The organism is Caballeronia grimmiae (assembly GCF_000698555.1).
Classification (GTDB): Bacteria; Pseudomonadota; Gammaproteobacteria; order Burkholderiales; family Burkholderiaceae; genus Caballeronia; species Caballeronia grimmiae.
On the sequence record NZ_JFHE01000003.1, the window covers coordinates 337,663 to 361,834 of the forward strand.

The 24,172-nt window shown below is 64.0% G+C and carries 21 protein-coding genes and 1 tRNA gene; 14 read left to right on the plus strand and 8 right to left on the minus strand.

What is annotated here, in order from left to right; all coding sequences use genetic code 11:
- Nucleotides 1-21 precede the first annotated feature (21 nt).
- The gene (locus BG57_RS05855) at nucleotides 22-654 is read left to right on the plus strand and encodes a response regulator (RefSeq protein ID WP_035960975.1); all 633 of its coding nucleotides are present in this window, start codon (nucleotides 22-24) and stop codon (nucleotides 652-654) included.
- Between the two features lie 51 nt (nucleotides 655-705).
- Nucleotides 706-1,146 carry a response regulator gene (locus BG57_RS05860; protein ID WP_052005650.1) on the plus strand — a complete coding sequence of 147 codons (441 nt, stop codon included), beginning with the start codon at nucleotides 706-708 and terminating at the stop codon, nucleotides 1,144-1,146.
- 148 nt (nucleotides 1,147-1,294) lie between these two features.
- Here BG57_RS05860 and BG57_RS05865 read toward each other — a convergent pair whose 3' ends face one another.
- Together BG57_RS05865 and BG57_RS05870 are read right to left on the minus strand one after the other, a co-directional pair.
- Nucleotides 1,295-2,533 (minus strand): MFS transporter, encoded by a 1,239-nt coding sequence (locus BG57_RS05865; protein WP_035960986.1) that lies wholly within the window; start codon nucleotides 2,531-2,533, stop codon nucleotides 1,295-1,297.
- A gap of 92 nt (nucleotides 2,534-2,625) precedes the next feature.
- Nucleotides 2,626-2,970 carry a hypothetical protein gene (locus tag BG57_RS05870; protein WP_035960991.1) on the minus strand — a complete coding sequence of 115 codons (345 nt, stop codon included), beginning with the start codon at nucleotides 2,968-2,970 and terminating at the stop codon, nucleotides 2,626-2,628.
- Nucleotides 2,971-3,120: 150 nt separating this feature from the next.
- Between BG57_RS05870 and BG57_RS05875 the strand changes: the two genes are divergently transcribed.
- Nucleotides 3,121-3,402 (plus strand): hypothetical protein, encoded by a 282-nt coding sequence (locus tag BG57_RS05875; protein WP_035961212.1) that lies wholly within the window; start codon nucleotides 3,121-3,123, stop codon nucleotides 3,400-3,402.
- Nucleotides 3,403-3,445: 43 nt separating this feature from the next.
- On the opposite strand, the gene BG57_RS05880 is transcribed toward BG57_RS05875, so the two are convergent.
- A tRNA-Leu gene (locus BG57_RS05880) sits at nucleotides 3,446-3,530 on the minus strand.
- A gap of 168 nt (nucleotides 3,531-3,698) precedes the next feature.
- Between BG57_RS05880 and BG57_RS05885 the strand changes: the two genes are divergently transcribed.
- Both BG57_RS05885 and BG57_RS05890 read left to right on the plus strand, forming a co-directional pair.
- Nucleotides 3,699-4,283: a TMEM175 family protein gene (locus BG57_RS05885; protein WP_035960993.1), complete on the plus strand. Its 585-nt coding sequence runs from the start codon at nucleotides 3,699-3,701 to the stop codon at nucleotides 4,281-4,283.
- Between the two features lie 9 nt (nucleotides 4,284-4,292).
- Nucleotides 4,293-4,751 (plus strand): metallophosphoesterase family protein, encoded by a 459-nt coding sequence (locus BG57_RS05890; RefSeq protein ID WP_035960995.1) that lies wholly within the window; start codon nucleotides 4,293-4,295, stop codon nucleotides 4,749-4,751.
- 60 nt (nucleotides 4,752-4,811) lie between these two features.
- Here the strand turns inward: BG57_RS05890 and proP are convergent, their stop codons facing one another.
- From proP to argA, 3 genes are all read right to left on the minus strand, one after another.
- Entirely contained in the window at nucleotides 4,812-6,305 is a 1,494-nt protein-coding gene (gene proP, locus BG57_RS05895; RefSeq protein WP_035960996.1) for a glycine betaine/L-proline transporter ProP, read from the minus strand.
- Between the two features lie 684 nt (nucleotides 6,306-6,989).
- Nucleotides 6,990-7,262, minus strand: coding sequence for an oxidative damage protection protein (locus BG57_RS05905; RefSeq protein WP_035960998.1), 273 nt, complete (start codon nucleotides 7,260-7,262; stop codon nucleotides 6,990-6,992).
- Between the two features lie 62 nt (nucleotides 7,263-7,324).
- Nucleotides 7,325-8,695, minus strand: a complete 1,371-nt coding sequence (gene argA, locus BG57_RS05910; protein WP_035961000.1) for an amino-acid N-acetyltransferase — start codon at nucleotides 8,693-8,695, stop codon at nucleotides 7,325-7,327.
- Nucleotides 8,696-8,717: 22 nt separating this feature from the next.
- Between argA and hrpA the strand changes: the two genes are divergently transcribed.
- The 6 genes from hrpA (at nucleotide 8,718) to BG57_RS05940 (ending at nucleotide 18,211) form a co-directional block, all read left to right on the plus strand.
- Nucleotides 8,718-13,433, plus strand: coding sequence for an ATP-dependent RNA helicase HrpA (gene hrpA / locus BG57_RS05915; RefSeq protein WP_075583091.1), 4,716 nt, complete (start codon nucleotides 8,718-8,720; stop codon nucleotides 13,431-13,433).
- 146 nt (nucleotides 13,434-13,579) lie between these two features.
- Nucleotides 13,580-14,602: a YVTN family beta-propeller repeat protein gene (locus BG57_RS05920; RefSeq protein WP_035961226.1), complete on the plus strand. Its 1,023-nt coding sequence runs from the start codon at nucleotides 13,580-13,582 to the stop codon at nucleotides 14,600-14,602.
- Between the two features lie 107 nt (nucleotides 14,603-14,709).
- Nucleotides 14,710-15,726 carry a sterol desaturase family protein gene (locus BG57_RS05925; protein WP_035961001.1) on the plus strand — a complete coding sequence of 339 codons (1,017 nt, stop codon included), beginning with the start codon at nucleotides 14,710-14,712 and terminating at the stop codon, nucleotides 15,724-15,726.
- A gap of 89 nt (nucleotides 15,727-15,815) precedes the next feature.
- Nucleotides 15,816-16,676: an EI24 domain-containing protein gene (locus BG57_RS05930; RefSeq protein ID WP_035961003.1), complete on the plus strand. Its 861-nt coding sequence runs from the start codon at nucleotides 15,816-15,818 to the stop codon at nucleotides 16,674-16,676.
- Nucleotides 16,677-16,697: 21 nt separating this feature from the next.
- A complete protein-coding gene (locus BG57_RS05935; protein WP_035961005.1) occupies nucleotides 16,698-17,516 on the plus strand; it encodes a competence/damage-inducible protein A in 819 nt (272 codons plus the stop codon).
- Nucleotides 17,513-18,211 (plus strand): copper homeostasis protein CutC, encoded by a 699-nt coding sequence (locus BG57_RS05940; RefSeq protein ID WP_035961007.1) that lies wholly within the window; start codon nucleotides 17,513-17,515, stop codon nucleotides 18,209-18,211. The genes BG57_RS05935 and BG57_RS05940 overlap by 4 nt, the downstream gene beginning before the upstream one ends.
- A gap of 9 nt (nucleotides 18,212-18,220) precedes the next feature.
- Here BG57_RS05940 and BG57_RS05945 read toward each other — a convergent pair whose 3' ends face one another.
- On the minus strand, nucleotides 18,221-18,685 hold the full coding sequence (locus BG57_RS05945; RefSeq protein WP_035961011.1) for a rhodanese-like domain-containing protein: 465 nt from the start codon (nucleotides 18,683-18,685) through the stop codon (nucleotides 18,221-18,223).
- Nucleotides 18,686-19,031: 346 nt separating this feature from the next.
- On the opposite strand from BG57_RS05945, the gene glnA reads away from it, so the two are divergent.
- From glnA to ntrC, 3 genes are all read left to right on the plus strand, one after another.
- Nucleotides 19,032-20,447, plus strand: coding sequence for a type I glutamate--ammonia ligase (gene glnA / locus BG57_RS05950; protein WP_035961014.1), 1,416 nt, complete (start codon nucleotides 19,032-19,034; stop codon nucleotides 20,445-20,447).
- A gap of 148 nt (nucleotides 20,448-20,595) precedes the next feature.
- Nucleotides 20,596-21,738, plus strand: coding sequence for a nitrogen regulation protein NR(II) (gene glnL, locus BG57_RS05955; protein ID WP_035961017.1), 1,143 nt, complete (start codon nucleotides 20,596-20,598; stop codon nucleotides 21,736-21,738).
- A gap of 114 nt (nucleotides 21,739-21,852) precedes the next feature.
- A complete protein-coding gene (gene ntrC / locus BG57_RS05960; protein WP_035961021.1) occupies nucleotides 21,853-23,346 on the plus strand; it encodes a nitrogen regulation protein NR(I) in 1,494 nt (497 codons plus the stop codon).
- A 12-nt stretch (nucleotides 23,347-23,358) separates the two neighbouring features.
- On the opposite strand, the gene xth is transcribed toward ntrC, so the two are convergent.
- On the minus strand, nucleotides 23,359-24,138 hold the full coding sequence (gene xth / locus BG57_RS05965; protein ID WP_035961025.1) for an exodeoxyribonuclease III: 780 nt from the start codon (nucleotides 24,136-24,138) through the stop codon (nucleotides 23,359-23,361).
- Nucleotides 24,139-24,172: the final 34 nt, after the last annotated feature.

Here is a 24,172-nt window from a genome sequence, read left to right on the forward strand (position 1 = left end):
ACAGCAGCGCGGACGGCGTGAATGATTCGAGTCTTGATAGCCGACGATCATGCGATCGTGCGCAGCGGGTTCAGGCAATTCGTCGCCGATGAGCCCGACATGGAAGTGGCGGCAGAAGCATCGACCGGCGACGAAACCATCGCGCTCGTGCGCGAGCAGGCGTTCGACGTGGTGTTGCTCGACATCGCGATGCCCGACAAGAACGGCGTCGACACCTTGCGCGTCATCAAGCAGATTCGGCCGCAGCAGGGCGTGCTGATGCTGTCGGGCTTTCCCGAGAGCCAGTACGCGATCAACCTGCTGAAGGCGGGCGCGAACGGCTATCTGAACAAGGACGCCGCGCCCGATGAGATCGTGCGGGCGATACGAACGGTGGCGCGCGGGCATCGCTATTTGTCAGAGTTTATCGCCGATGCGCTCGCCGACAAGCTCGACAAGCCGGCGGCGGAAAGGCCGCACGAGACGCTGTCCGAGCGCGAGTTTCAGATTTTTTGCAAGCTCGCGGGCGGCCGGATTCCGACGGAGATCGCGCAGGAGTTGCATCTGTCGGTGAAGACGGTGAGCACGTACCGGGCGCGCGTGCTGGAGAAGATGCGGCTGTCGAACAACGCCGATCTCACGTATTACGCGATCAAGAACGGGTTGATCGAATAGCGCAGCGTTTCCATGTGCGACGAGGAAGCAGTAAAGCGGAGGATGCCCGCCGTGGGCCACATCATCATCGACGATTCGGCACAGCAGAAGACACCGCGCGGCGGGCCGCTCGCGGTGCTGCTGATCGAGGATTCGCCGCTGATCCGCGGCAGTCTCACCGAGGCCATCGAGGCGCTCGGACCGTGGCGCGTGACCGCTTTCGCCGATGCCCCGCAAGAGGCCATCGCGTTGCTGTCGTCACAGCCGTTCGATGCGGTGATCGTCGATCTGCAATTGAAACGCGGATCGGGCATCGACGTGCTCGCGTGGCTCAAGGAGTCGGAGACGTCGCGCCTGGCGGACGATGCGTTCATCGTCGTACTGACGAATCATGCGCTGCCGGCTTATCGCGAACGGTGCCTGCAGTATGGCGTGCGCCATTTCTTCGACAAGTCGCTCGAGTTCGATCGCGTGCTCGATGCGCTTGAGGAGTATGCGCGGGAGAGGGTGTGAGCTTGCTCGCGTCGCAGCGCGGGTCGTTGAACTTCGCCGCTTGGCGTATCGGATAGCAAGTAGACGGTCGCTCGCGGGCCTTACGCTTTTTGCGGGCGTTAGGAGGCCGCTGAGCATCCGCCACCACAGTTATTTCTTCCCTGACCCGTCACGCTCCGCTTCGCGCGTCCAAACGCCCCTCCCGCCCGCGCCAGTGGCTAAACCCTGCCAGCCCCGTCGCGGCCAGCCCGACGATGCACACGCCCATCCATCCCATTGCGTGCCAGGCGAGCGATGCCAGCGCCGATCCCACCGCGCCGCCGATGAAGTACGCCACCATATACACCGTGTTGACGCGGCTGCGTGCCTCGGGCTTCAGCGCGTAGATGCGCGACTGGTTGGAAATCTGCGCGGCCTGCACGCCGACATCGAGCACGATCACGCCGATGACAAGCCCCGCGATGCTCCTCGACGACAGCGCGAACACGACGAACGACACCGCCACGAGCACGATCGACAGCGTGATGACCGCACGCGGCCCGCGCTTGTCCGCCGACTTGCCCGCAAGCGGCGCGGCCAGCGCGCCCGCCGCCCCGACGATGCCGAACAGTCCCGCCGCCTGCGGACCCATATGAAACGGCTCGCCGGCGAGCAACAACGTAAGCAGCGACCAGAACGCGCTGAAGCCGGCGAAAAGCGCGCCGCCCGTCAGCGCGGCTTCGCGCAGCGCGGCGCTCTCGGCGGTCAGATGCCACATCGACGCAAGCAGCTTGCCGTAGGAGAGCGTGGATGTCGGACGGCTTTTCGGCAGCCGCATCATCACGACGACCGCGAGCGCGATCGTCGCCACCACCGACGCCGCGAACACCGCGCGCCATCCGAAGTACTGCGCGACGAAGCCCGAGACCGTGCGGGCGAGCAGAATGCCGAGAAGCAGCCCGCTCATGACGGTGCCGACCGCATGGCCGCGCTCGGCGGGGGGCGCGAGTTCCGCGGCGAAGGGCACGGCCTGCTGCGCAATCGTCGATACGACGCCTATCGCGAGACTGGCCGCGATGAGCACCGCGAGCGTCGGCGCGGCGCTCGCCACGATCAGCGCGACGCCCAGCGCCGCGAGTTGCATGAGGATCAGCGTGCGCCGGTCGAAGCGATCGCCGAGCGGCGCGAGCATCAGCATGCCGAACGCATAGCCGAGTTGCGTCGCGGCGGGCACGGCGCCGATCAGATAGGCGCTCTGAGGAAACGACGCCCGGAAATCCCCGAGCAGCGGCTGGTTGAAGTAGATGTTCGCGACCGACACGCCGGCAATCGTCGCGAGCAGCCAGAGCGTCGCGCGAGAGTAGTGGGGATGGCGCTCGGGCGTGTGGTCGTGAGAGGACTGCGGCGACTGATGCGATGACGCGGACATGGTTCCTTCCGTCGGACGGGCGAGAGGGCGGCTTGCGGCAAGCCGCCGATCATACTGGAGACGGAAGCGCTTTGCCGAACGCGCGGCGATGCTTACTCGTCGTCGGCGGCGGGCGGTTTGGGCACGAGCTTCGCCGGCGCGAGCCACTGGAACGTCGTCAGCGTGTCGTCGCTGAAGGTGCATTCGGCGGCGGCGGGCGTGTCGGCTGCTTTCGTGGCGGGCGGCTTCGGCGGCGTCTCGATCGTGCCATGCACGACGACGCGCGAGCCATGCATCGCCGCGCTGGAGCCGGTGAGCTTGAGCGGCGCGCTCGCGGCGTCCGGATAATCGGCGCGCATGCGGTCCTTGCAAGCATCGATGTTGCGGTAATAGGACGTGCAGCCGGCCAGAAGCGCGAGTGGAATCGAGAGGAGGAGCAGGCGGGAGCGAGTGTTCATCGATGGAACCGGTCGATGCCCGATGCGGCGCGGCATCGGAGCGAAATGAGGATGGGCGGCGAGCTTTATAACACGCGCAAAGCACTTGTTCGAGGTTCGGGCGCGGTAGCACAATCGGCGGGAGCAATTCTCGGCGATGCAGAGGCGGCCATGCAAAAGGACATCGAAGTGGGCGATTACATGCTCGCCATGAGCGCCGTCCCGAAGCCGCGTCCGGGCGATCAAGAAACCGAGGCGTGGGTCGAAGGCTATGCGGTTCGCGTGCAGGTGACGCGCGTCGACGGGCAGCCGGTACACGGCTCGACGCTCGCGGACGATTCAGGCGAGATGACGGGAGATCATGGGCCTTTTGAAACCGTCGCGCAGGCGATGGCGCACGGGGAGGCGTGGGGCCGGCACTATGTGGCGCGGGTGCTGGGGCATGGGGTGTGAGAGGGGCGATCGCCGTTGCCATACTCAGGAACGCATCGCGCGCTGGTGCCGGGGACCGGACTCGAACCGGCAAGCCGTTAGGCGGCGGATTTTAAGTCCGCTATGTTTACCAATTTCATCACCCCGGCAGGGCGGACGCGATTCTACCATCGCACCGGCCGCGCCAAAACCGCCAAAACGCCCGCCGTATCGCTCGAATGCACATATTGAAAGCCATTCGACAACCCCACGCGCCTCCCGCATAATCGCCGACTGATCCGCCTTCGCTCGATCGAGCCAACACGAAAGGACACTCAATGGGCAAGACCCGGCTCGAAGCGTTCAGCGATGGCGTCATCGCCATCATCATCACGATCATGGTGCTGGAACTCAAAGTCCCGCACGGCGACGACTTCAGCGCGCTCGCGCCGCTCGTGCCCGTGCTCGCCGCCTACGTGCTCAGTTTCATCTACGTCGGCATCTACTGGAGCAATCACCACCACCTGCTGCACGCGATTAAACGCGTCAACGGCTCGGTCCTGTGGGCGAACCTGCATCTGCTCTTCTGGCTGTCCCTCTTTCCATTCACGACGAACTGGATGGGCGAGAATCATCTCACCGCCGTTCCGACCGCCTGCTATGGCTTCGTGCTCTTCATGACGGCCGTCGCGTACTACATCCTCACGCGCGCCCTCATTTCGATGCACGGCGAAAACTCCGCGCTCGAACGGGCGCTCGGCGCCGATCGCAAGGGCAAGATTTCCGTGTTGCTCTATCTCGTGGCGATCGCCGTGTCGTTCTGGCAGCCGTGGCTCGCCGCCGCCATCTATGCGCTCGTCGCGGCCGGCTGGCTCGTGCCGGATCGACGCATCGAACGCATGCTGCTCACCGAAGAACAATAGGCCCGCGCGATGCGCATCGGCCTCATCTCCGACACGCATAACCTCGTGCGCCCCGAAGCGCTCGACGCACTGCGCGGTTGCGAGCACATCATCCATGCGGGCGATATCTGCAAGCGCGAAGTCCTCGACGCGCTCGCGGCACTCGCGCCGCTCACCGTCGTGCGCGGCAATAACGACATCGGCGAAAGCGTTGCGTCGTTACCCGAACATGCGCGAATCGAACTGGGCGGCGCGACGATCCACGTCGTCCACGATATCGCCGACGTGCCCGCCCGGCTCGACGGCGTCGATGTCGTCGTGACCGGGCATTCGCACAAGCCGGTCTTCGCGCGGCGCGACGGCGTGCTGTTCGTCAATCCGGGCAGCGCCGGACCGCGACGCTTCAAGTTGCCCGTAACCGTCGGACTGCTCGATATCGACACCGATACGAAAGCCATCGACGCGCGCATCGTCACGCTCATCGCGTAGATGCAAAAAGGGCCGGCGCATTACACGCCGGCCCCTTGTCATTCGGATGAACGCAATCGCTTACGCGCGCGCGGCGTTATCGAACAGCGAATCGTCCATCTCGGCGGCCTCGCGATGACCGCGCAGGATCGCATGCGCTTCCGAATGCGAGCCCACTGCGGGCGGCGAGCCCTTCAGCGGCTTCTTCGCCGTCTCGTGCAGCGCCAGCACCGACACGATGCCGATCACCGATGCGCCCATCAGATAGTACGCGGGCATCATCAGCATGCCGGTCTTGTCGACGAGCCATGCCGTCACGAGCGGCGTCGTGCCGCCGAACAGCGACACCGACACGTTGAAGCCGATCGCCAGCGCGCCGTAGCGGATCTTCGTCGGGAACAGCGCCGGCAGCGACGACGGCATCACGCCGGTGAACGTCGACAGCAGTGCGCCCAGAATCATCATGCCCGCGAACACCGACGGCACCGTGCCGACGCGAATCAGCGAGAGAGCCGGAATCGACAGCAGCAGCAAGCCCACGCAGCCTGCGAGCATCACCGGCTTGCGGCCGATCGCATCCGAGAGACGTCCGGCGAGCAGCGTCAGCGGAACCATCAGCACCATCACGACCAGCACGATGAAGAGGCCGTGCGTTTCGTTGAACTTGAGCGTCGCCGACAGATAGCTCGGCAGATACGACAGCGCCATGTAGTCCGTCACGTTGAAGATCAGCACGAGGCCGACGCATTGCAGAAGCGGCTTCCATTGCTGCATGAGCGTTTCGCGGAACTGCGTCTTCGTCGTCTGGTGCGCGGAGGCCTCCATCTTGTCGGCTTCGCGCTGGAACGCGGGCGTCTCTTCGAGCTTGATGCGGATATAGAGACCGATCAACCCGAGCGGACCTGCGACCAGGAACGGAATGCGCCAGCCCCAGCCGAGCAGCGCGTCGTGCGAAAGCACGGCGGTCAGCACCGCCACCACGCCCGCGCCGAGCACATAGCCGACGAGCGTGCCGCATTCCAGAAAGCTCGACATGAAGCCGCGCTTCTTGTCCGGCGAGAATTCGGCGATGAACGTCGCCGCGCCGCCGTACTCGCCGCCGGTCGAGAAGCCTTGCACCAGGCGCGCGACGAGCAGCAGCACGGGCGCCATCACGCCGATGGTGTCGTAGCTCGGAATCAGGCCGATGCAGAACGTGCCGATGGCCATCATGATCATCGTCATCGCGAGCACGCGCTTGCGGCCGATGCGGTCGCCGAGCGGGCCGAACACCATGCCGCCGAGCGGACGCACGAGGAACGCGGCCGCGAAGGTGCCGAAGGTCGCGAGCAACTGTGCGGTCGGGCTGCTCGACGGGAAAAACACCTTGCCGAGCGTCACGGCGATGTAGCTATACACGCCGAAATCGAACCATTCCATCGCATTGCCGATGGCCATGGCGCCGACAGCGCGCTTCAGGAGAGATTGATCGACGATGGTGATGTCGTCGAGCGTAAGGCCGTTCGATGCATTCGCCGCATTCGCTGCGTCGGATGTCTTGTGTGTGCGCCAAAGGCCGTCGTGTAGGGCGGTCATACGTTGAAAAGCTCCGTGTTCAAGTGCCCGTTGCCCGCGCGCGAAACGGCTCGCGAAAGCGTCGGGCGCGCCGGGAAGCAGCGCGTATTGCCGGATAGTGCAGTTTCGTGACGGCGCCGCAGCGCATTCGCATCGTCGGAACGAAAGCCAAAGGCTTCCCGCAGCGCCGGACGCGATGGACCGGAGCCGAGGCTCGAATGGATGACACGGTGCCGGTGCCTCGCGGCGAAAGTCGCGAAATTGCACTCGGGATGAAACAAACGAATTTGACGTGCGGACGGCGAACTCGGGAAGCTGCCGCGGGTGGAACCGCTACGTCGGCGAATTACAAGGCTTGGAACGAAAAAGGCCGGCGTGCGCGCGGAGCGCTAAAACCGACAAGCCTCTTTGTATAAAAACTGTCACTACCACGCATTGGCCGATGCCTGCCGCATCGTGCGATCAAGCCGGCTACCGCGTGTGAATGATGGTGAATTGCTGTTGCTAACGAGCGAGATGATAACACGATGACAGATGATGTGCAAACCGACCCGTCCGCCGAGGTTTGCGAGGATCGCTCAATCCCTTACGTGGCTTAGGATTCCGCTGAGTATGTCTTATGTTTTGCGCGCGTAAATCAGAGGCGGGAGGCAACAAAAAACCGACCACGACGGGTCGGTTTTTTCGGTCGAGCAGGGCGCCAGGTCAGCTTTGCGGCGGCACGTAGCCGGACGCGGTATCGGCGCCTTCACCGAAGAAGTATTTCTCAGTCTGCTTGAGCAGATACTGGCGCGCGCGCGGGTCGGCCATGTTCAGGCGATTCTCGTTGATGAGCATCGTCTGCTGCTTGAGCCAGCCCTGCCATGCTTCCTTCGAGATCGATTCGTAGATGCGCTTGCCGAGCTCGCCCGGCAGCGGTGGAAAATCCAGTCCCTCGGCTTCCTTGCCGAGCTTCGCGCATTGAACCATTCGGGCCATCGTGTGTTTCTCCTGTATCGGGGTGCGGGACGCGCTTTACAGCCGCGCGTCCGTTATCGTGTTCAAAGCTGTTTCATCAGCACGAGCGACTTGCGCTGCCAGTTGTACAGACGCCGGCGGTCTTCGGGCAGATCGTCCACCGTGACCTTCACGAAGCCACGCTTGAGGAACCAGTGCTCGGTGCGCGTCGTGAGCACGAAGATGCGCGTGAGGCCGCGCGCACGGGCGCGCTGCTCAATGCGCTTCAACAGGCGCTCGCCGTCGCCCGAACCTTGCGCTTCCGGCGCGACGGTCAGGCACGCCATCTCGCCGATGCGCTCCTGCGTGTACGGATAGAGCGCCGCGCAGCCGAAGAGCACGCCATCGTGCTCGATGACCGAAAAATGGTCGATGTCCCGCTCGATCTGGTGACGGCCGCGGCGCACGAGCGTGCCATCGGATTCGAGCGGCTCGATCAGCGTAAGAATGCCGCCGACGTCATCGGGCGTGGCCTCGCGCAGGCTCTCGAGATTCTCGTAGGAGATCATCGTGCCGACGCCGTCGTGCAGGAAGAGTTCGAGCAGCACGCTGCCATCGAGCGCATATGGAATGATGTGCGCCCGCGCCACGCCGCCACGGCAGGCGCGGATTGCGTGCTTCAGATAAAACGCGGTGTCGCCCTGCAACTCGCCCGACTCATGCAGGCGATAGGCGTCGTCGAGCGACATTTCGCGCACGAGCTCGTCTTGCTGGTCGGCGAGGCCGGGAATTTCGGTGACGAAGATGATCTTGTCGGCGCGCAACGCAATGGCGGCAGCGGACGCGACGTCTTCCATCGACAGGTTGAACGCCTCGCCCGTCGGCGAGAAACCGAGCGACGACAACAGCACGATCTTGCTGCTCGCGAGCGACTGACGGATCGATTCGCCGTCGATCTTGCGCACGACCCCGGTGTGCTGGAAATCGACGCCATCCAGAATGCCGACCGGCCGCGCCGTCACGAAGTTGCCCGACACGACGCTGATGTGCGCGTGCGCCATCGGCGTATTCGGCAAGCCCTGGCTGATCGCAGCTTCGATATCGAGGCGCACTTCGCCGGCGGCTTCCTTCGCGGATTCAAGCGCGCGGGCATCCGTTATGCGCAGTCCATGCGAAAACGACGATTCGACCCCGTGCAGGCTCAATTGCTCGTCGAGCTGCGGACGCGAGCCGTGCACGAGCACGACATGGATACCCATTGCATGCAGCAGACCGACGTCCTGCACCAGCGCGTTGAGCCGTCCTTCCTGCACCAGTTCTCCGCCGAACGCGACGACGAACGTCTTGTTGCGAAAAGCGTGAATATAGGGGGCGACGGAGCGCATCCAGTCGACGAACTGGGCGAGCGGATTGGGCGCGTCGGCTTCAGTTGCGGCCGGCTGCGACGCGAGGGTGAGGTCGGTTTGGGAATTCATGCCGGGATTATAATGCGACGCTATGCCGAATGTTTTCAAACGCCCCGCGCAGCCGGGCAAGCCGCAATCCGCCGATAAAGCCCTCGATACCCACGAGCAGTTGAAAAAGCTGCGCGAGAATCTCCTGCACGAGGCGAAGTCGGGTGCGGACGAGGAAGGTCTCAGCAAGAAGGAACTGGCGGCGCGGCGGTTTGCCGGGGCCGATGACGGGCAAAAGGTTGCCGCTACCCAGTCAGCGAGCGCGGGTTTGCCGAAGCCGAAGCCCCAGCCGAAGCCGCCTGCATCCGCCGATACGCGTCGCGCTGAAGGCCCGCGTGAGCGTGATGCAAAACCGGGCGTGACGCCTGTCAAGCGCGGAGACGAGAGCGCTTCAGCCACGCACTCGCGTTCTAGCGAACCGGCTCAACGGACTGCGAAGCGCGAGACGCCGCCGCAACGCGACGCGGGCAATTCAAACGCTGATTCTGCTTCAACACGGGCGAGCGAAGAACGCGGTCAACGCGCGACGCCGAGCGCAAAGAGCATCGCGCGCGAGCAAGCCACGCCGCCGCGCGTGCCCGAGTCCGCGAAACAAAGCGATGGCGCAGCGAAGCGCGACTCGCGCGGTGCGCCGACGCAATCCGCCGAAGTCCGACGCAACGATCAACGCAAGCCCACGCGCAAGGCCGACGCCGCGCAACGCAACGCGCGCGACGAAGCACAGACGCCGCGCACTGCGGATCGCGGCGATCAGCGTCAGCGAAACGCGCGTGGCGACGAAAAGCATTTGCTTGAAGCACGCGCAGATCGCGACGATCACAAGGCCACGCAACGCAAACCCGACGCGTCGAATCGCGACGCTAGTCCGTCCCACGCCCCGGCGGCTCGCCGTCCGCGCGAACCGCGCATCGTCACGCCCAATCCGATTCCGCCGATCAGCTTTCCCGAGGCGCTGCCCGTCTCCGGCCGGCGCGAGGAAATCGCGCGCGCGATCGAAGCGAATCAGGTCGTGATCGTCAGCGGCGAAACCGGCTCGGGCAAGACGACGCAATTGCCGAAGATCTGCCTGTCGCTCGGGCGCGGCCTCGGCGCGGGCGGCAGCGGTCTCATCGGCCATACGCAGCCGCGCCGCATCGCGGCTTCGGCGACCGGCCGGCGCATCGCGGAGGAACTGGGCACGCCGTTCGGCGAAGTCGTCGGCTACAAGGTGCGTTTCACCGACAATCTCGCGCCGGGCGCATCGGTCAAGCTGATGACGGACGGCATCCTGCTCGCGGAAACGCAGACCGATCCGCTGCTGAAGGCGTACGACACGATCATCATCGACGAGGCGCACGAACGCAGCCTCAACATCGACTTTCTGCTCGGCTATCTGAAAGAGATTCTGCCGAAACGCCCCGATCTGAAGCTGATCGTCACCTCCGCGACCATCGACGCCCAACGCTTCGCGCGCCATTTCGGCAGCGATGAAAAGCCCGCGCCGGTGATCGAAGTGAGCGGGCGGCTGTATCCGGTGGAAGTGCGCTATCGGCCGATTCAGGAAGAAAGCGAGGCGATCAGGAACGCGCAAGGCAACGCGCCGAAACGTAACGACCGCAAGACGGATCGCGATCTGATGGAAGGCATCGTCGATGCCGTCGATGAACTGTGCCGCGCCGGCCCCGGCGACGTCCTCGTGTTTCTGCCCGGCGAGCGCGAAATCCGCGACGCCGCCGAGGCGCTGCGCAAGCACCATCCGCCGCACACGGAAATCCTGCCGCTCTTTGCGCGTCTTTCGGCGCAGGAGCAGGAGCGCGTGTTCAGGCCGTCGAACGCGCGGCGCATCGTGCTCGCGACCAACGTTGCGGAAACGTCGCTGACGGTGCCGGGCATCCGCTATGTCGTCGATACCGGCATGGCGCGCGTGAAGCGCTATTCGTATCGCAACAAGGTCGAGCAGTTGCAGATCGAGCCGGTGTCGCAAGCGGCGGCGAACCAGCGCGCGGGGCGTTGCGGGCGCGTTGCGGACGGCGTGTGCATTCGTCTCTACGACGAAGCGGATTTCCAGGCGCGGCCCCGCTTCACCGACCCCGAGATTTTGCGCTCGTCGCTGGCCGCGGTGATTCTGCGCATGAAGTCGCTGCATCTGACGGCGATCGAAACTTTCCCGTTCATCGAGCCGCCGCCGGGGCGCGCGATCGCGGACGGCTATCAGTTGCTCAACGAACTCGGCGCCGTCGATGACGACAACGCGCTGACGAGTCTCGGCCGCGAGCTTGCGCGCCTGCCGCTCGATCCGCGCGTCGGCCGCATGATCCTCGCCGCACGCGATCATCACGCGCTGAGCGAGATGCTCGTGATCGCATCGGCGCTGTCCGTGCAGGACCCGCGCGACCGGCCGATCGAGGCGCAGGAGCAGGCGGATCAGGCGCATCGCCAGTTCGTCGACGAGCGCTCCGAATTTTTGCAATGGACGCGCATCTGGAAGTGGTTCGACGAAGCCGTCGCGCACAAGAAGTCGAACAAGCAGCTCGCGGATGCGTGCCGCGCGAACTTCCTGTCGCATCTGCGGCTGCGCGAGTGGCGCGACGTGCATTCGCAACTGCTGACGGTCGTGCGCGAGCAGGGCTGGCGTCTGAACGAGTCGGATGCCACCTTCGAGCAGATCCACCTGTCGCTGCTGACGGGCCTGCTTGGCAACATCGGCATGAAGGCCGACGACGAGCCGCATTACCTCGGCGCACGCGGCATCAAGTTTCATCTGTGGCCCGGTTCGGCGCTCCTGAAGAAAGCGGGGCGCTGGGTGATGGCGGGCGAACTCATCGAGACGAGCCGCCTTTATGCGCGGACCATCGCGAAGATCGAGCCGGAGTGGATCGAAAGCGTCGGCGCGCATTTGCTGCGCAAGTCGCTGTCGGATGCGCACTGGGAAAAGAAGGCGGCGCAGGTCGTCGCGTTCGAGCGCGCGACGCTTTACGGGCTGACCATCTACGCGCGGCGGCGCGTGAGCTTCGGCCAGCAGGACCCGAAATATGCGCGGGAGCTGTTCATTCGCGGGGCGCTCGTCGAAGGTGAATTCGACACGCGCCTGCCGTTCTTCGCGCACAACCGCAAGCTGGTCGCGGATATCGAGCAGCTCGAGCACAAGTCGCGCCGTCAGGACGTGCTCGTCGACGACGAACTCATCTACGGTTTCTACGATTCGCTGATTCCGGAAGGCATCTGGACCGGCGCGGCGTTCGAGCGCTGGTATCGCGACGCGCAGAAGAAAGAGGGCGGCCAGCAACTGCTTTTCCTGTCGCGCGACGACCTGATGCGCCACGAAGCCGCCGGCGTCACGACGGATCTGTTCCCAAAGCGCATGACGATGTCCGGCATCGAAATGACGCTCTCGTATCACTTCGAGCCAGGCGCCCCGCGCGATGGCGTCACGCTGACGGTGCCGCTGTACGGGCTGAATCAGATCGACGCGCGCCGCGTCGAATGGCTCGTGCCGGGCATGATCAAGGAGAAGACGCAACTGCTGCTGAAGTCGCTGCCGCAGAAGCTGCGCCGCCATGTGGTGCCGTTGCCGGACTATGCGGCGTCGTTCGCGGAGCGCCACGCCGGGCCGAAGTTCGGTGCGGGCAGTCTGATCGACGCGATCATCGCCGATATTCGGGAGCAAACGCAGGTTACCGTGAAAAGCGCGGATTTCCGGCTCGAAACGCTGCCCGCGCACCTCTTCATGAACTTCAAGGTGATCGACGAGCACGGCCGCCAGCTCGCGATGGGCCGCAATCTCGCGCAGTTGCGCGTGGAACTCGGCGGCCAGGCGCAGCAGCAGTTCCAGAAGCTGACGGCGACGGCTGCCTTCGATGCGCTCTCCGGCGAAACGAACGCGCCGCCGCCGCAGTCGCAAGCGCCGCAGACCGGCGAGAGCACCGCGCTTTACGAAAACCTGACGACCTGGAACTTCGGCAAGCTGCCGGAGTTGCTCGAAATCCGCCGGCGCGGGCAAACGCTGTACGGCTATCCGGCGCTCGTGGATCGCGTCACGCATTGCGACGTCGAGGTGTTCGATTCGCCCGACGAAGCCGCGAGAATTCATCGCGCGGGCTTGCGGCGGCTGTTTGCGCTGCAGCTGCGCGAGCCGATTCGCTATCTGGAGCGCAACCTGCCGGGCCTGCGCGAGATGTCGATGCAATACATGGCGCTCGGCACCGCCGATGAATTGCGCGATCAGATCGTCGAGACGGCGCTGGATCGCGCGTGCCTGCAAGACCCGCTGCCCGACGACGACGCGAGCTTCCACGCCCGTCGCGACGCCGCGAAGGGCCGCCTCACGCTGCTCGCGCAGGAGATCGCGCGGCTCGTGGGGACGGTTCTCGCGGAGTACGCAACGCTCTCGAAGAAGCTCTTGCAGGCGAAGCCGTTCCCCGCCGCTTACGCGGACATGCAGTCGCAACTGAACGCGCTCATCGGCAAGCGGTTCGTGATCGATACGCCGTATGCGCAACTCGCGCATTTTCCGCGCTATCTGAAGGGCATCGCACTGCGCATCGACAAGCTGAAGGCCGATCCCGCTCGCGACGCGCGGCTTTCAGCCGACTTTCAGCCGCTCTTGCAGAACTATCAGCGAGCGGTGTCGCAGCGCGGCGGCGTCGCGGATGCGCGGCTCGGGGAATATCGATGGCTGCTCGAGGAGTTGCGCGTGTCACTGTTCGCGCAGGAATTGCGCACGCCGATGCCCGTATCGCTGAAGCGGCTTCACAAGGTCTGGGAATCGATGCAGCGATAAGGCCGCCAGTCTGCGGCGCTATGACGCCGTAAGAAGCGGCATTTCTTGCGCCGGCGCAACCTATTGCGCAAAAAGACGTTCGCCGTCAACGTGTTGCAGCAAGCAAACGTTCTACAATGACGCCTGCTTTCCGACGTGAAAAATTCATGCGCTCCAAATTCTTCTCCGGCCGCCTGCGCGCGGCCGCCGCACGTGCCGCACGTATCGTGGTCCCGGCCACTGCGGCGCTCGCCGCCACCGCGGCATTCGCCAATAACATCATCGTGCTCAACTCGGCGGAAGCCACGCTGAGCCTCATCGACGAGAATACGCGCCAGGTGATCGGCACCGTGCCGACAGGCAAGGAACCGCACCATCTGATGCCGACGCCCGACAACGCGTCGCTGATCGTCGCGAATTCGGTGTCCAATAATCTGATGTTCGTCGATCCGAAAACGGGCACGGTGCAGCGCTGGGTGCAGGACATCGAAGATCCGTATCAGATCGGCTTCTCGCCCGACCGCAAGTGGTTCGTCTCGACGGGTCTGCGGCTCGATCGTCTGGACATCTACCATTTCGACGGCAAGAACCTGACGATCGCGAAGCGCATGCCGCTCCCGACCATGCCGAGCCACATCGCATTCACCAACGACAGCAAGACGGCGTTCATTTCGCTGCAGGTGTCCGGCGAAATCGCGGCGATCGACCTCGCGACGCAGACGGTCAAGTGGAAGATGAAGGTCGGTCCGGTGCCGGCCGGCGTCTGGCTCACGCCGGGCGACAAGTACCTGCTGGTCGGCATGACGGGCGCGGACTACGTGGCCGTGGTCGACCTCGCCACGCAGAAGGTCATCAAGACCATCCCGACCGGCAAGGGCGCGCATAACTTCCGTTCGCTCGTCGATGGCAAGCACGTGCTGGTCTCGAATCGCGTGGCGAACACCATCAGCATCATCGATGAGGACTCGCTCACGAACGTCGGCGACATCACCGGCCTGCTGCCGGGACCGGACGACATGGAACTTTCCGCCGACAAGAAGTATCTCTGGGTGACGTTCCGCTTCGCGAAGCATGTCGGCGTGATCGACCTTGCAAGCCGAAAGCTGATTCAGACCATCAAGGTCGGACGCTCGCCGCACGGCATTTACTTTTACAACCGCGCACCGGTGACCGCGCCGAACGGCGCCTGAAGCGTCGCGGAAGAGGGCGCTCGCGGGCGTCCTGTACTACGATTGAGTCACGGGCCGCGTGATCGAGCGTTTCACCCGGCCCGAAAAATCGAGTTCCACGGAGCATCATGTTTCACTACATTCTCTCGTCTCTCGACACCTTCGTCTCCGCACTGCAAACCACGCTGTACGTGGATGCGGTGCAGCCGCTTTTGTTCAAGCTCGGCATGATGGACTACGACGAGGACACCTACGATGCGCTTTACTGGGCGATCGTCGGCGTCCTGGAAGTGATCGCGATGTACGCCATCCTGCGCCCGCTCGAAGCCTTGCGGCCCGCCGAAACGTGGAAGGATCGCAAGGGCGTGCGCGTGGACGTCCTGTACACGTGGATCGTGAAACTCGGCATCCTCAATCTCTTTTTCTTCTTCACGTTCCAGCCGCTCTTCGATTCGCTGCAAAGCTGGCTGCGGCTTCATAACGTGCCGACGCTCGAAATCGACAATCTCTGGCCCGGCGTGACGACGCAGCCTCTCGTGACGTTCGTCATCTACCTCGTCGTGCTCGATCTGGCGGGATACTGGTATCACCGGCTCGAGCATCGCTTCGGCATCTGGTGGGAGTTGCACGCGGTGCACCACAGCCAGCAGAAGATGTCGCTTTGGTCGGATGACCGCAATCATCTGCTCGACGACATTATGCAAGCGGGTTTCTTCGCGACGGTCGCGCTCGTGATCGGCGTGGAGCCGTCGCAGTTCGTCGTGCTCGTGGCCATCACCAACCTGATGCAGAGCGTGCAGCATGCGAACATTCGCGTGCATTTCGGATGGCTCGGCGACCGGCTCATCGTGAGTCCGGCGTTTCATCGCCGGCATCACGCGATCGGCTACGGTCACGAAGGCACGTCCTATGGCTGCAACTTCGGCGTGCTGTTCTCGTTCTGGGACATCCTGTTCCGCTCCGCATCGTTCGACCGCACCGTGGAGCCGACCGGCATCCGCGACCAGCTCGGCGCACCGGGCGTCGCGCCGGTTCGCTACGGCGACGGCTTCATCGAGCAGCACTGGCTCGCGTTCAAGCGCATCGGCGCACGTGTTGCCGCGCGCCGGGCCGCCGCGTCGGGCAAGCGTTCAGCCGCGCTCTGACGGCCCGCTTTCCGCACCTTCCGCATCCGCCAGCGCGCATCCCGCGCGCTGGTTTATCCTGTCGTTTCCTCTTTCTTCGACGAATCCGCATGAATGATTTGCTGCGTTCGTTCGTGCGCGCGCTTGCGAACGTGTTTCATCCGCGCATGCTGTGGCTCACGCTGATGCCGTTCGGCGTCGCCACTATCGTGTGGGGCGCGCTGCTCTGGTATTTCTGGCAAACGCTCACGGGCACGGCCAGCGGCTGGCTCGACGGCTGGGCGCTCACGTCCGCGATGTACCGCCTGTTCGACGCCGTCGGTTTCTCATCGCTGCACGCGGTCATCGCGCCGTTTCTGGTCGTCATCGTGACGATCCCGCTGATCGTCCTGACCGTGCTGCTGCTGATCGCGACGCTCTCGATGCCCGGCGTCGTCAAGCTCCTGACGCGCCGCCCGAAAGGCCACTACGCGATGCTCGAAGAGCGGCGGGGCGGCTCGTGGTACGGCAGCCTCGGCCATTCCGTGCTGACGACGATCGTATGTCTCGTCGCGCTCGTCGTGACTTTGCCCTTGTGGCTCATCCCGCCGTTTTTCGCGCTGATTCCGCCGCTGCTGTGGGGCTGGCTGACGTATCGCGTGATGACGTACGACGCGCTCGCCGTTCACGCGAGCGCCGAGGAACGGCGCCTCATCGTCCGCAATTCGCGGTGGCCGCTGCTTGGCATCGGCATCGTGAGCGGCTTGCTCAGTTCCGTCCCGACGATGCTCTGGGCGTGGTCGGTGTGGCTGCTGCCGCTTTTTCCGGTCGTCGCCGCCGTGACGATCTGGGCGTATGCGTTCATTCTCGTGTTTTCCGCGCTGTGGTTCGCGCATTACTGTCTGCACGCGCTCGAGCGCCTGCGCGCGAACGAGCCGCAGTATCCGGCGATCAGCGCGCAGCCCGAGACCGTCAGCCGAATCACCGAATAATCGATCACCAAAGAGGCACACATGGGTATCGGCGTCATCATCATCGGCGATGAGATTTTGTCCGGGCGGCGCACGGACAAGCATTTGCCGAAAGTCATCGAATTGCTGAGTGCGCGCGGTTTGTCGCTCGACTGGGCGGAATACATCGGCGACGACCCCGCGCGCATCACCGCGACGCTCGCGCGCACGTTCGCATCGGGCGATATCGTGTTCTCGACGGGCGGCATCGGCGCGACGCCCGACGATCACACGCGCCAATGCGCGGCGAAGGCGCTCGGTGTGCCGCTGGAGCTGCATCCCGAGGCGGCGGAGCTGATTCGCGCCCGTATCCGCGATACCGCCGCGCAGGCCGGCAAGCCCGCGGACCTCGATTCGCCCGAGAACCTGCATCGGCTGAACATGGGCGTGTTTCCGCAGGGCGCCGGGATCATTCCGAACAGCTACAACAAGATTCCGGGCTTTTCCGTCGGCGATCATCACTTCGTGCCCGGCTTCCCGGTGATGGCCTGGCCGATGATCGAATGGGTGCTCGACACGAAGTACGCGCACCTGCATCACGCGACGCCTTACGTCGAACGTTCGCTGCTGGTTTTCGGCCTGCCGGAATCGCGCATCACGCCGCTGATGGTCACGATCGAGCGCGATTTCGACGGCGTGCGCGCGTTCAGCCTGCCGAGCGTCGGCGATGCGGCGCGCGGTGCGCTTTACGCGCGGCCGCACATCGATCTGGGCGTGAAAGGCGATCCCGAGCGCACGAACGCGGCGTTCGAGGTCTTGCGCGACGGCGTGATCGCACTGGGCGGCGAAGTCGTCGAAGTCGCGCCCGAGGATGCGCAGTGATCCTGCTCGAAGTCATCGCGACGACGGTCGCGGATGCGCGCGCCGCCGAGCGCGCCGGGGCGAACCGCATCGAACTCGTGACGGCGATGGGTGAGGGCGGGCTGACGCCGAGCATCGGGCTGATCGAGGCGGTCGTCGATGCGGTGCGGATTCCGGTGAATGTTATTCTGCGGCCTCATAGCCGTTCCTTCGTCTACGATGCCGACGACTACGCGGTCATGCTGCGCGATGCGCGCGCGATCGTGAAGGCGCGCGCGAACGCGATCGTCGTGGGCATGCTGACGCCGGACGGCGATGTCGATATCGACGGCCTTTCGTGCATCATCGACGCGGCCGATGGCCTGCAAGTCACGTTTCATCGCGCCTTCGACGAGGCGCGCGATCTTCGCGCCGCGTTCGACGCCCTGTTGAAGCTCGAACCGGTGACGAACGTCCTGACGTCGGGCGGCAAACCATCGGTGCTGGATGCGCAAGACGTGATCGCGAAACTCGTCGCCCAATCCAGCGGCACGCGCTGCACCGTGCTTGCGGGCGCGGGCCTAACCGTCGACGCGGTCGCGCCGTTCGTTGCATCGACGGGCGTGAGCGCGGTGCACTTCGGCTCGGGCGTGCGCATCGGAGGAAAGGGGCTCGCGCCCGTCGATGCGTCCGCCGTCGCGCGCGTGCGGACGCTGCTCGATGCGGTCAACGCCTAATCGGACGCATTACGCGCCCATCCACGGCAGCCCGCGAAAGCACCATCCGGACACGGTTTTTCTGTGACCCTGAGCGTCCTTGTCGCCTTCGAAGCCTTCGAGCAGATCGAACGCTTGCTTGAACCCTGCCTTCTGCGCCGCGACCGCCGCGAGCTTCGAACGCGCGGCGCTGCGGCACAGGAAGAGAATCGGCGTATCCGGGGTGGCGACTTGTCGCAATTGTTCGATAAACTCGTCGTTCGGCACGGAGCCGGGGTAGCGGATCCATTCGATATGCGCGTATTGCTCGCCGTTGATGGCCGGCCGTCCGACCCAGTCCAGTTCGGCGCGCGTCCGGACATCGACGAGGCGCGCGTTCGGTTCCAGTTGCAGCAGTTCGAAGGCTTCGGCAGGCAGGATGGCGCCGGCGTAGGAAAGGTTGTTGTCGGCCGCCCGGCGGGTGGCCGTGTCGTACAGTTGTTCGCGCGTGGTCATTTTCGTGTCTCCGCAAGCAAGGATGATTCGATTTTAGCTTGGCGACGGCATCGGAACGGCAGGCATCGAATTGGTGCAGATTCTGTCGAATGCACTTAGGTGGTGCCAACCGAAAGTCACCAGCGGCACTCGGCACACGAATGGTGCATGTGAGACGAGCGTTCTTAAGCCGGTCGCGCAAGCGACGCAACAATGCGTGAAATTTCGCCAGTTTTATCAAGCGCTTGGCGCAAGAATGATGCGCTTGGCACGGAAGCTGCTTTTTCGTCCTCGATTGAGACGCAAGTGCAGGATTGGTCGAGGCGGCGGAGTGATCTGCCGACTTTTGTTAATCAGGAGATAGGTAATGAGTAAATCCGTGGCCGACGTCATGCAACTCGTCAAGGACGAGGACGTCAAGTTTGTCGATTTCCGCTTCACCGACACGCGCGGCAAAGAACAACACGTTTCGGTGCCGGTATCGGCATTCGACGATGACAAGTTTGAAAGCGGCCACGCTTTCGACGGTTCGTCCATCGCCGGCTGGAAAGGCATCGAAGCGTCGGACATGCTGCTCGTCCCGGATGCGGACACCGCCTTCATCGACCCGTTCTACGAAGAATCGACGCTGGTTCTGACCTGCGACGTCGTCGAGCCCGCTGACGGCAAGGGTTACGAGCGTGACCCGCGTTCGCTCGCGAAGCGCGCAGAGGCCTATCTCAAGAGCTCGGGCCTGGGCGACACCGCCTTCTTCGGTCCGGAGCCGGAATTCTTCATTTTCGACTCGGTGCAGTGGAACACGGACCAGTCGGGCACGTTCGTGAAGATCGGCTCGGAAGAAGCGCCGTGGTCGTCGGCGAAGGAATTCGAAGGCGGCAACACGGGCCATCGCCCGGGCACGAAAGGCGGCTATTTCCCGGTCGCGCCGGTCGACACGTTCCAGGACATCCGCTCGGAAATGTGCCTGCTGCTCGAGCAGATTGGCATTCCGGTCGAAGTGCACCACCACGAAGTGGCGGGCCAGGGCCAGAACGAAATCGGCACCAAGTTCTCGACGCTCGTTCAGCGCGCGGACTGGCTGCAGCAGATGAAGTACATCATCCACAACGTCGCGCATACGTACGGCAAGACGGCGACGTTCATGCCGAAGCCGATCGTCGGCGATAACGGCTCGGGCATGCACGTTCACCAGTCGATCTGGAAGGACGGTCAGAACTTGTTCGCGGGCAACGGCTACGCCGGTCTGTCGGAATTCGCGCTGTTCTACATCGGCGGGATCATCAAGCACGCTCGCGCGCTGAACGCGATCACGAACCCGGGTACGAACTCGTACAAGCGTCTCGTGCCGCACTTCGAAGCGCCGGTGAAGCTGGCTTACTCGGCTCGCAACCGTTCGGCATCGATCCGTATTCCGCACGTGAGCAATCCGAAGGGCCGCCGTATCGAAACGCGCTTCCCGGATCCGCTGGCAAATCCGTACCTGTGCTTCTCCGCGCTGATGATGGCGGGTCTCGACGGCGTGCAGAACAAGATCCATCCGGGCGAAGCAGCGGACAAGAACCTGTACGACCTGCCGCCGGAAGAGGACAAGAAGATCCCGACCGTGTGCGCCGGCCTCGACCAGGCGCTCGACGCACTCGACGCGGATCGCGAGTTCCTGACGCGCGGCGGCGTGTTCACGGATTCGATGCTCGACGCGTACATCGAACTGAAGACGAACGAGCTGCAACGTTATCGTCAGGCGGTGCATCCGATCGAGTTCGAGATGTACTACTCGCTGTAAGGCATGACCGCGGCGCTTCATTCATGGCTGTTCGATGAAGCGCGCCACGCGACGTGATGCGACAACAAAAAGGGACGGCGCGCCGTCCCTTTTTTAATCGCCGTCGCGTCGAAGAAGCGACCTTGCTGGCCCACATCTTTCCTGTTCGATGGTGCTAAAGAATCTCATCAAGGCCCGCAAGGGTCACGCCGATGCGCTCTCCGACGATGCCCAGCTCGCCGCGACCGGCCTGTTGCCCGGCCTCGAAGCGCTGCCCACCGTCGTGCTCGTGCTCGACAAGCGCACGAGCAGGATCGCTTATGCGAACCCATCGGCGGAATCGATGCTGGAGATGTCGCGCAAGCAGCTGACGCAGACGCACTGGCCCGATCTTTTCGCCAACGCCGACGAACTCGCGACGACCATCGCGTCGATCGCGGAGAACCGCTTCAACGCGACGCGGCTCGACGCCGTGCTCGAGCGCGCCGGACGCGAATCGGTGCATGTGCACGCGATCGTCGCCTATCTCGAAGCCGCGACCGATTACGTGCTGCTCGAACTCTTCGAGAACGAGCGTCATCTGCGGACCGATCGCGAAGAGCGCATTCACGACCTCACGGCGGTCAACAAACAGCTCATCCGCAATCTCGCTCACGAGATCAAGAATCCGCTCGGCGGCATCCGCGGCGCGGCGCAATTGCTCGAATTCGAACTGGGCGCGCTGCGACGCGACGAGCTGCGCGAATACACGCAGGTCATCATCAAGGAATCCGACCGATTGCAGACGCTCGTCGACAGGCTGCTGGAGCCGCATCGGCATCCGCATATCGTCGGCGACGTGAACATCCACGAAGTGTGCGAGCGCGTGCGCGCCGTGATTCTCGCGGAGTTCCCGCGCGGCCTGACGATCGAGCGCGACTACGACGTGAGCGTGCCCGACCTGCGCGGCGACAAGGAGCAACTGATTCAGGCCGTGCTCAACATCGTGCGCAACGCGGCCGAGGCGCTCAGGGAGCGCATTTCGCAAGGCGACGCGAAGATCGAACTGCGCACGCGCATCGCGCGCAAGGTCACGATCGGCAAACGCCTGCACAAACTGGCACTGGACTTGCATATCACTGACAACGGTCCTGGCATTCCCGGCGAGATTCGCGATCGCATCTTTTTTCCGCTCGTGTCGGGCCGGGAAGACGGCAGCGGTCTGGGTCTCACGCTCGCGCAATCGTTCGTGCAGCAGCACGACGGGCTGATCGAAGTGGAAAGCAAGCCGGGCTGTACCGAGTTCACCATTCTGTTGCCGTTCGGAAACTGAGGGCATCGACCGGCAAGGACAACCGACTATCAAACAGGCGCCGCTGCTTGACCTGAAGCCTGACCGTTTCGACGGGCATACACCGAACCACACGAAGACTTCTCGCCGAACGATATGAAGCCGATCTGGATAGTAGACGACGACCAATCCATCCGCTGGGTGCTGGAAAAAGCCCTCGCACGAGAGAACTTCACGACGCGCAGCTTCTCTGGCGTGCGCGATGCGCTCGCCGCGCTCGAAACCGACAGCCCGCAGGTGCTGGTTTCGGATATCCGCATGCCCGGCGGCTCGGGGCTCGAACTGCTGCAAACCGTGCGTGACCGGCTGCCGGGGCTGCCGGTGATCATCATGACGGCGTTCTCCGATCTCGACAGCGCCGTCGCGGCTTTCCAGGGCGGCGCGTTCGAATACCTCGCCAAGCCGTTCGACATCGACAAGGCGGTCGAGCTGATCCGCCGCGCCGTCGACGAAAGCATGCGTGGCGATGCCGCCTACGACGAGCGCGTGACGGAAACGCCCGAGATGCTCGGCCAGGCGCCCGCGATGCAGGACATGTTCCGTGCGATCGGCCGCCTGTCGCATTCGGCGGCGACCGTCCTCATCACGGGCGAATCAGGCACCGGAAAGGAGCTTGTTGCGCGCGCGTTGCACCGACATAGCCCGCGCGCGAACGGACCGTTCATCGCGCTGAACACGGCGGCGATTCCGAAGGATCTGCTGGAATCCGAACTATTCGGCCACGAGCGCGGCGCATTCACCGGCGCGCAGGCGATGCGTCAGGGCCGCTTCGAGCAGGCGGAGAACGGCACGCTGTTTCTCGATGAAATCGGCGACATGCCGTTCGATCTGCAAACGCGGCTGTTGCGCGTGCTGTCCGACGGGCAGTTCTATCGCGTGGGCGGGCACAATCCGCTGCGCGCGAATGTACGCGTGATCGCGGCGACGCATCAGAATCTGGAATCGCGCGTGAGACAGGGCTTGTTTCGCGAGGACTTGTATCACCGTCTGAACGTGATCCGCCTGCGGCTGCCCGCACTGCGCGAACGAAGCGAAGACATTCCGCTGCTCGCGCGCCATTTCCTGCAGAAAAGCGCGCGCGATCTGGGCGTCGAGCCGAAGCGCGTCTCCGACGATGCGCTCGCGTATCTCGCGTCGCTGCCGTTTCCGGGCAACGTGCGGCAACTCGAGAATCTGTGCAACTGGCTCACGGTGATGGCGCCCGCACAGGTGATCGAGCAGAAGGATCTGCCGCCCGATCTCACGGCGCGTCAGGAGACATCGGCGGAGGTGATCGCGGTATCGCCCGATGGCGCGGCCGCGCTCAACGGTGCAGTGGCGGGCGCTGCGGCGGCATCCGGTGCGGCGACCGCGGCCCCGGCGGGCGTGCCGGTGAGCGTGTGGGAAAGCGGCTTGCGCACGGAAGTCGCGCGCCTGTTGCGTGAGAACTCCGCCGATGTGATGGATGAACTCGCGCGCCGCTTCGAAGCCGCCGTGATTCGCGAGGCGCTCGACTTCACGCGCGGGCGCAAGGTCGAGGCGGCGGAGCGGCTGGGTATCGGCCGCAATACGATCACGCGCAAGATTCAGGAATTGCATCTCGACGCGTGAACCTTCGCGGGATCAGCAACCGATGTTCGCGATCACCGGCGCGTGATCGGAAGGCTGGTCCCACTTGCGCGGCGCCTTGTCGACTTCGCACGACGAACACAGTTCCGTGAGATCGGCCGACAGCAGAATATGGTCGATGCGCAGCCCCGCGTTGCGCCGGAACGCCATCATTCGATAATCCCACCACGTGTAGAGCTTTTCGGGCTGCTCGAACTTGCGGAAGGCATCGGTCAGGCCGAGTCCGACGAGTTGCAGGAAATGCGCGCGCTCTTCGGGCGACACGAGGTTTTGTCCTTCCCATGCTTTCGGATCGTGCACGTCGCGGTCGTCGGGCGCGATGTTGTAGTCGCCGAGCAGCGCGAGCTTCGGGAACTGCGTCATCTCTTCTCGCAGCCACTCGCGCAACGCATCGAGCCAGCGCATCTTGTAGGCGAACTTGTCGCTGCCGGGCGCTTGCCCGTTCGGGAAATACGCGGAGACGATGCGCATATCGTTGACGGTCGCCGCAATCACGCGCTGCTGCAGATCTTCGAAGCCGGGGATGTTGCGCACGACGGTCGCATCGTGAACGTCGATACCGTCGCGCACCAGAATGCCCACGCCGTTATAGGTCTTTTGTCCCGCGAACCAGCTTTTGTAGCCGGCCGCTTCGAGTTCGGCGCGCGGGAATTTCTCGTCGGGCAGCTTGAGCTCCTGAAGACACAGGACATCGACTTGCGAGACTTGCAGCCAGTCGATGACGTGCTGCAGGCGGACCTTGAGAGAGTTGACGTTCCAGGTGGCGATTTTCATTGACGGCGGGGCGGTGAGTGCGTGACTTGTCGAT

What these genes read in the sequence shown, in the direction of transcription:
- BG57_RS05855 (WP_035960975.1), top strand. Translation starts at nt 22, where the DNA reads ATGATTCGAGTCTTGATAGCCGACGATCATGCGATCGTGCGCAGCGGG.
- ntrC (WP_035961021.1), top strand. Translation starts at nt 21,853, where the DNA reads ATGAAGCCGATCTGGATAGTAGACGACGACCAATCCATCCGCTGGGTG.
- BG57_RS05930 (WP_035961003.1), top strand. Translation starts at nt 15,816, where the DNA reads ATGAATGATTTGCTGCGTTCGTTCGTGCGCGCGCTTGCGAACGTGTTT.
- BG57_RS05945 (WP_035961011.1), bottom strand. Translation starts at nt 18,685, where the DNA reads ATGACCACGCGCGAACAACTGTACGACACGGCCACCCGCCGGGCGGCC.
- BG57_RS05905 (WP_035960998.1), bottom strand. Translation starts at nt 7,262, where the DNA reads ATGGCCCGAATGGTTCAATGCGCGAAGCTCGGCAAGGAAGCCGAGGGA.
- BG57_RS05925 (WP_035961001.1), top strand. Translation starts at nt 14,710, where the DNA reads ATGTTTCACTACATTCTCTCGTCTCTCGACACCTTCGTCTCCGCACTG.
- BG57_RS05875 (WP_035961212.1), top strand. Translation starts at nt 3,121, where the DNA reads ATGCAAAAGGACATCGAAGTGGGCGATTACATGCTCGCCATGAGCGCC.
- BG57_RS05885 (WP_035960993.1), top strand. Translation starts at nt 3,699, where the DNA reads ATGGGCAAGACCCGGCTCGAAGCGTTCAGCGATGGCGTCATCGCCATC.
- xth (WP_035961025.1), bottom strand. Translation starts at nt 24,138, where the DNA reads ATGAAAATCGCCACCTGGAACGTCAACTCTCTCAAGGTCCGCCTGCAG.
- glnA (WP_035961014.1), top strand. Translation starts at nt 19,032, where the DNA reads ATGAGTAAATCCGTGGCCGACGTCATGCAACTCGTCAAGGACGAGGAC.
- BG57_RS05920 (WP_035961226.1), top strand. Translation starts at nt 13,580, where the DNA reads ATGCGCTCCAAATTCTTCTCCGGCCGCCTGCGCGCGGCCGCCGCACGT.
- BG57_RS05890 (WP_035960995.1), top strand. Translation starts at nt 4,293, where the DNA reads ATGCGCATCGGCCTCATCTCCGACACGCATAACCTCGTGCGCCCCGAA.
- proP (WP_035960996.1), bottom strand. Translation starts at nt 6,305, where the DNA reads ATGACCGCCCTACACGACGGCCTTTGGCGCACACACAAGACATCCGAC.
- BG57_RS05935 (WP_035961005.1), top strand. Translation starts at nt 16,698, where the DNA reads ATGGGTATCGGCGTCATCATCATCGGCGATGAGATTTTGTCCGGGCGG.
- BG57_RS05870 (WP_035960991.1), bottom strand. Translation starts at nt 2,970, where the DNA reads ATGAACACTCGCTCCCGCCTGCTCCTCCTCTCGATTCCACTCGCGCTT.
- hrpA (WP_075583091.1), top strand. Translation starts at nt 8,718, where the DNA reads ATGCCGAATGTTTTCAAACGCCCCGCGCAGCCGGGCAAGCCGCAATCC.
- BG57_RS05865 (WP_035960986.1), bottom strand. Translation starts at nt 2,533, where the DNA reads ATGTCCGCGTCATCGCATCAGTCGCCGCAGTCCTCTCACGACCACACG.
- argA (WP_035961000.1), bottom strand. Translation starts at nt 8,695, where the DNA reads ATGAATTCCCAAACCGACCTCACCCTCGCGTCGCAGCCGGCCGCAACT.
- glnL (WP_035961017.1), top strand. Translation starts at nt 20,596, where the DNA reads ATGGTGCTAAAGAATCTCATCAAGGCCCGCAAGGGTCACGCCGATGCG.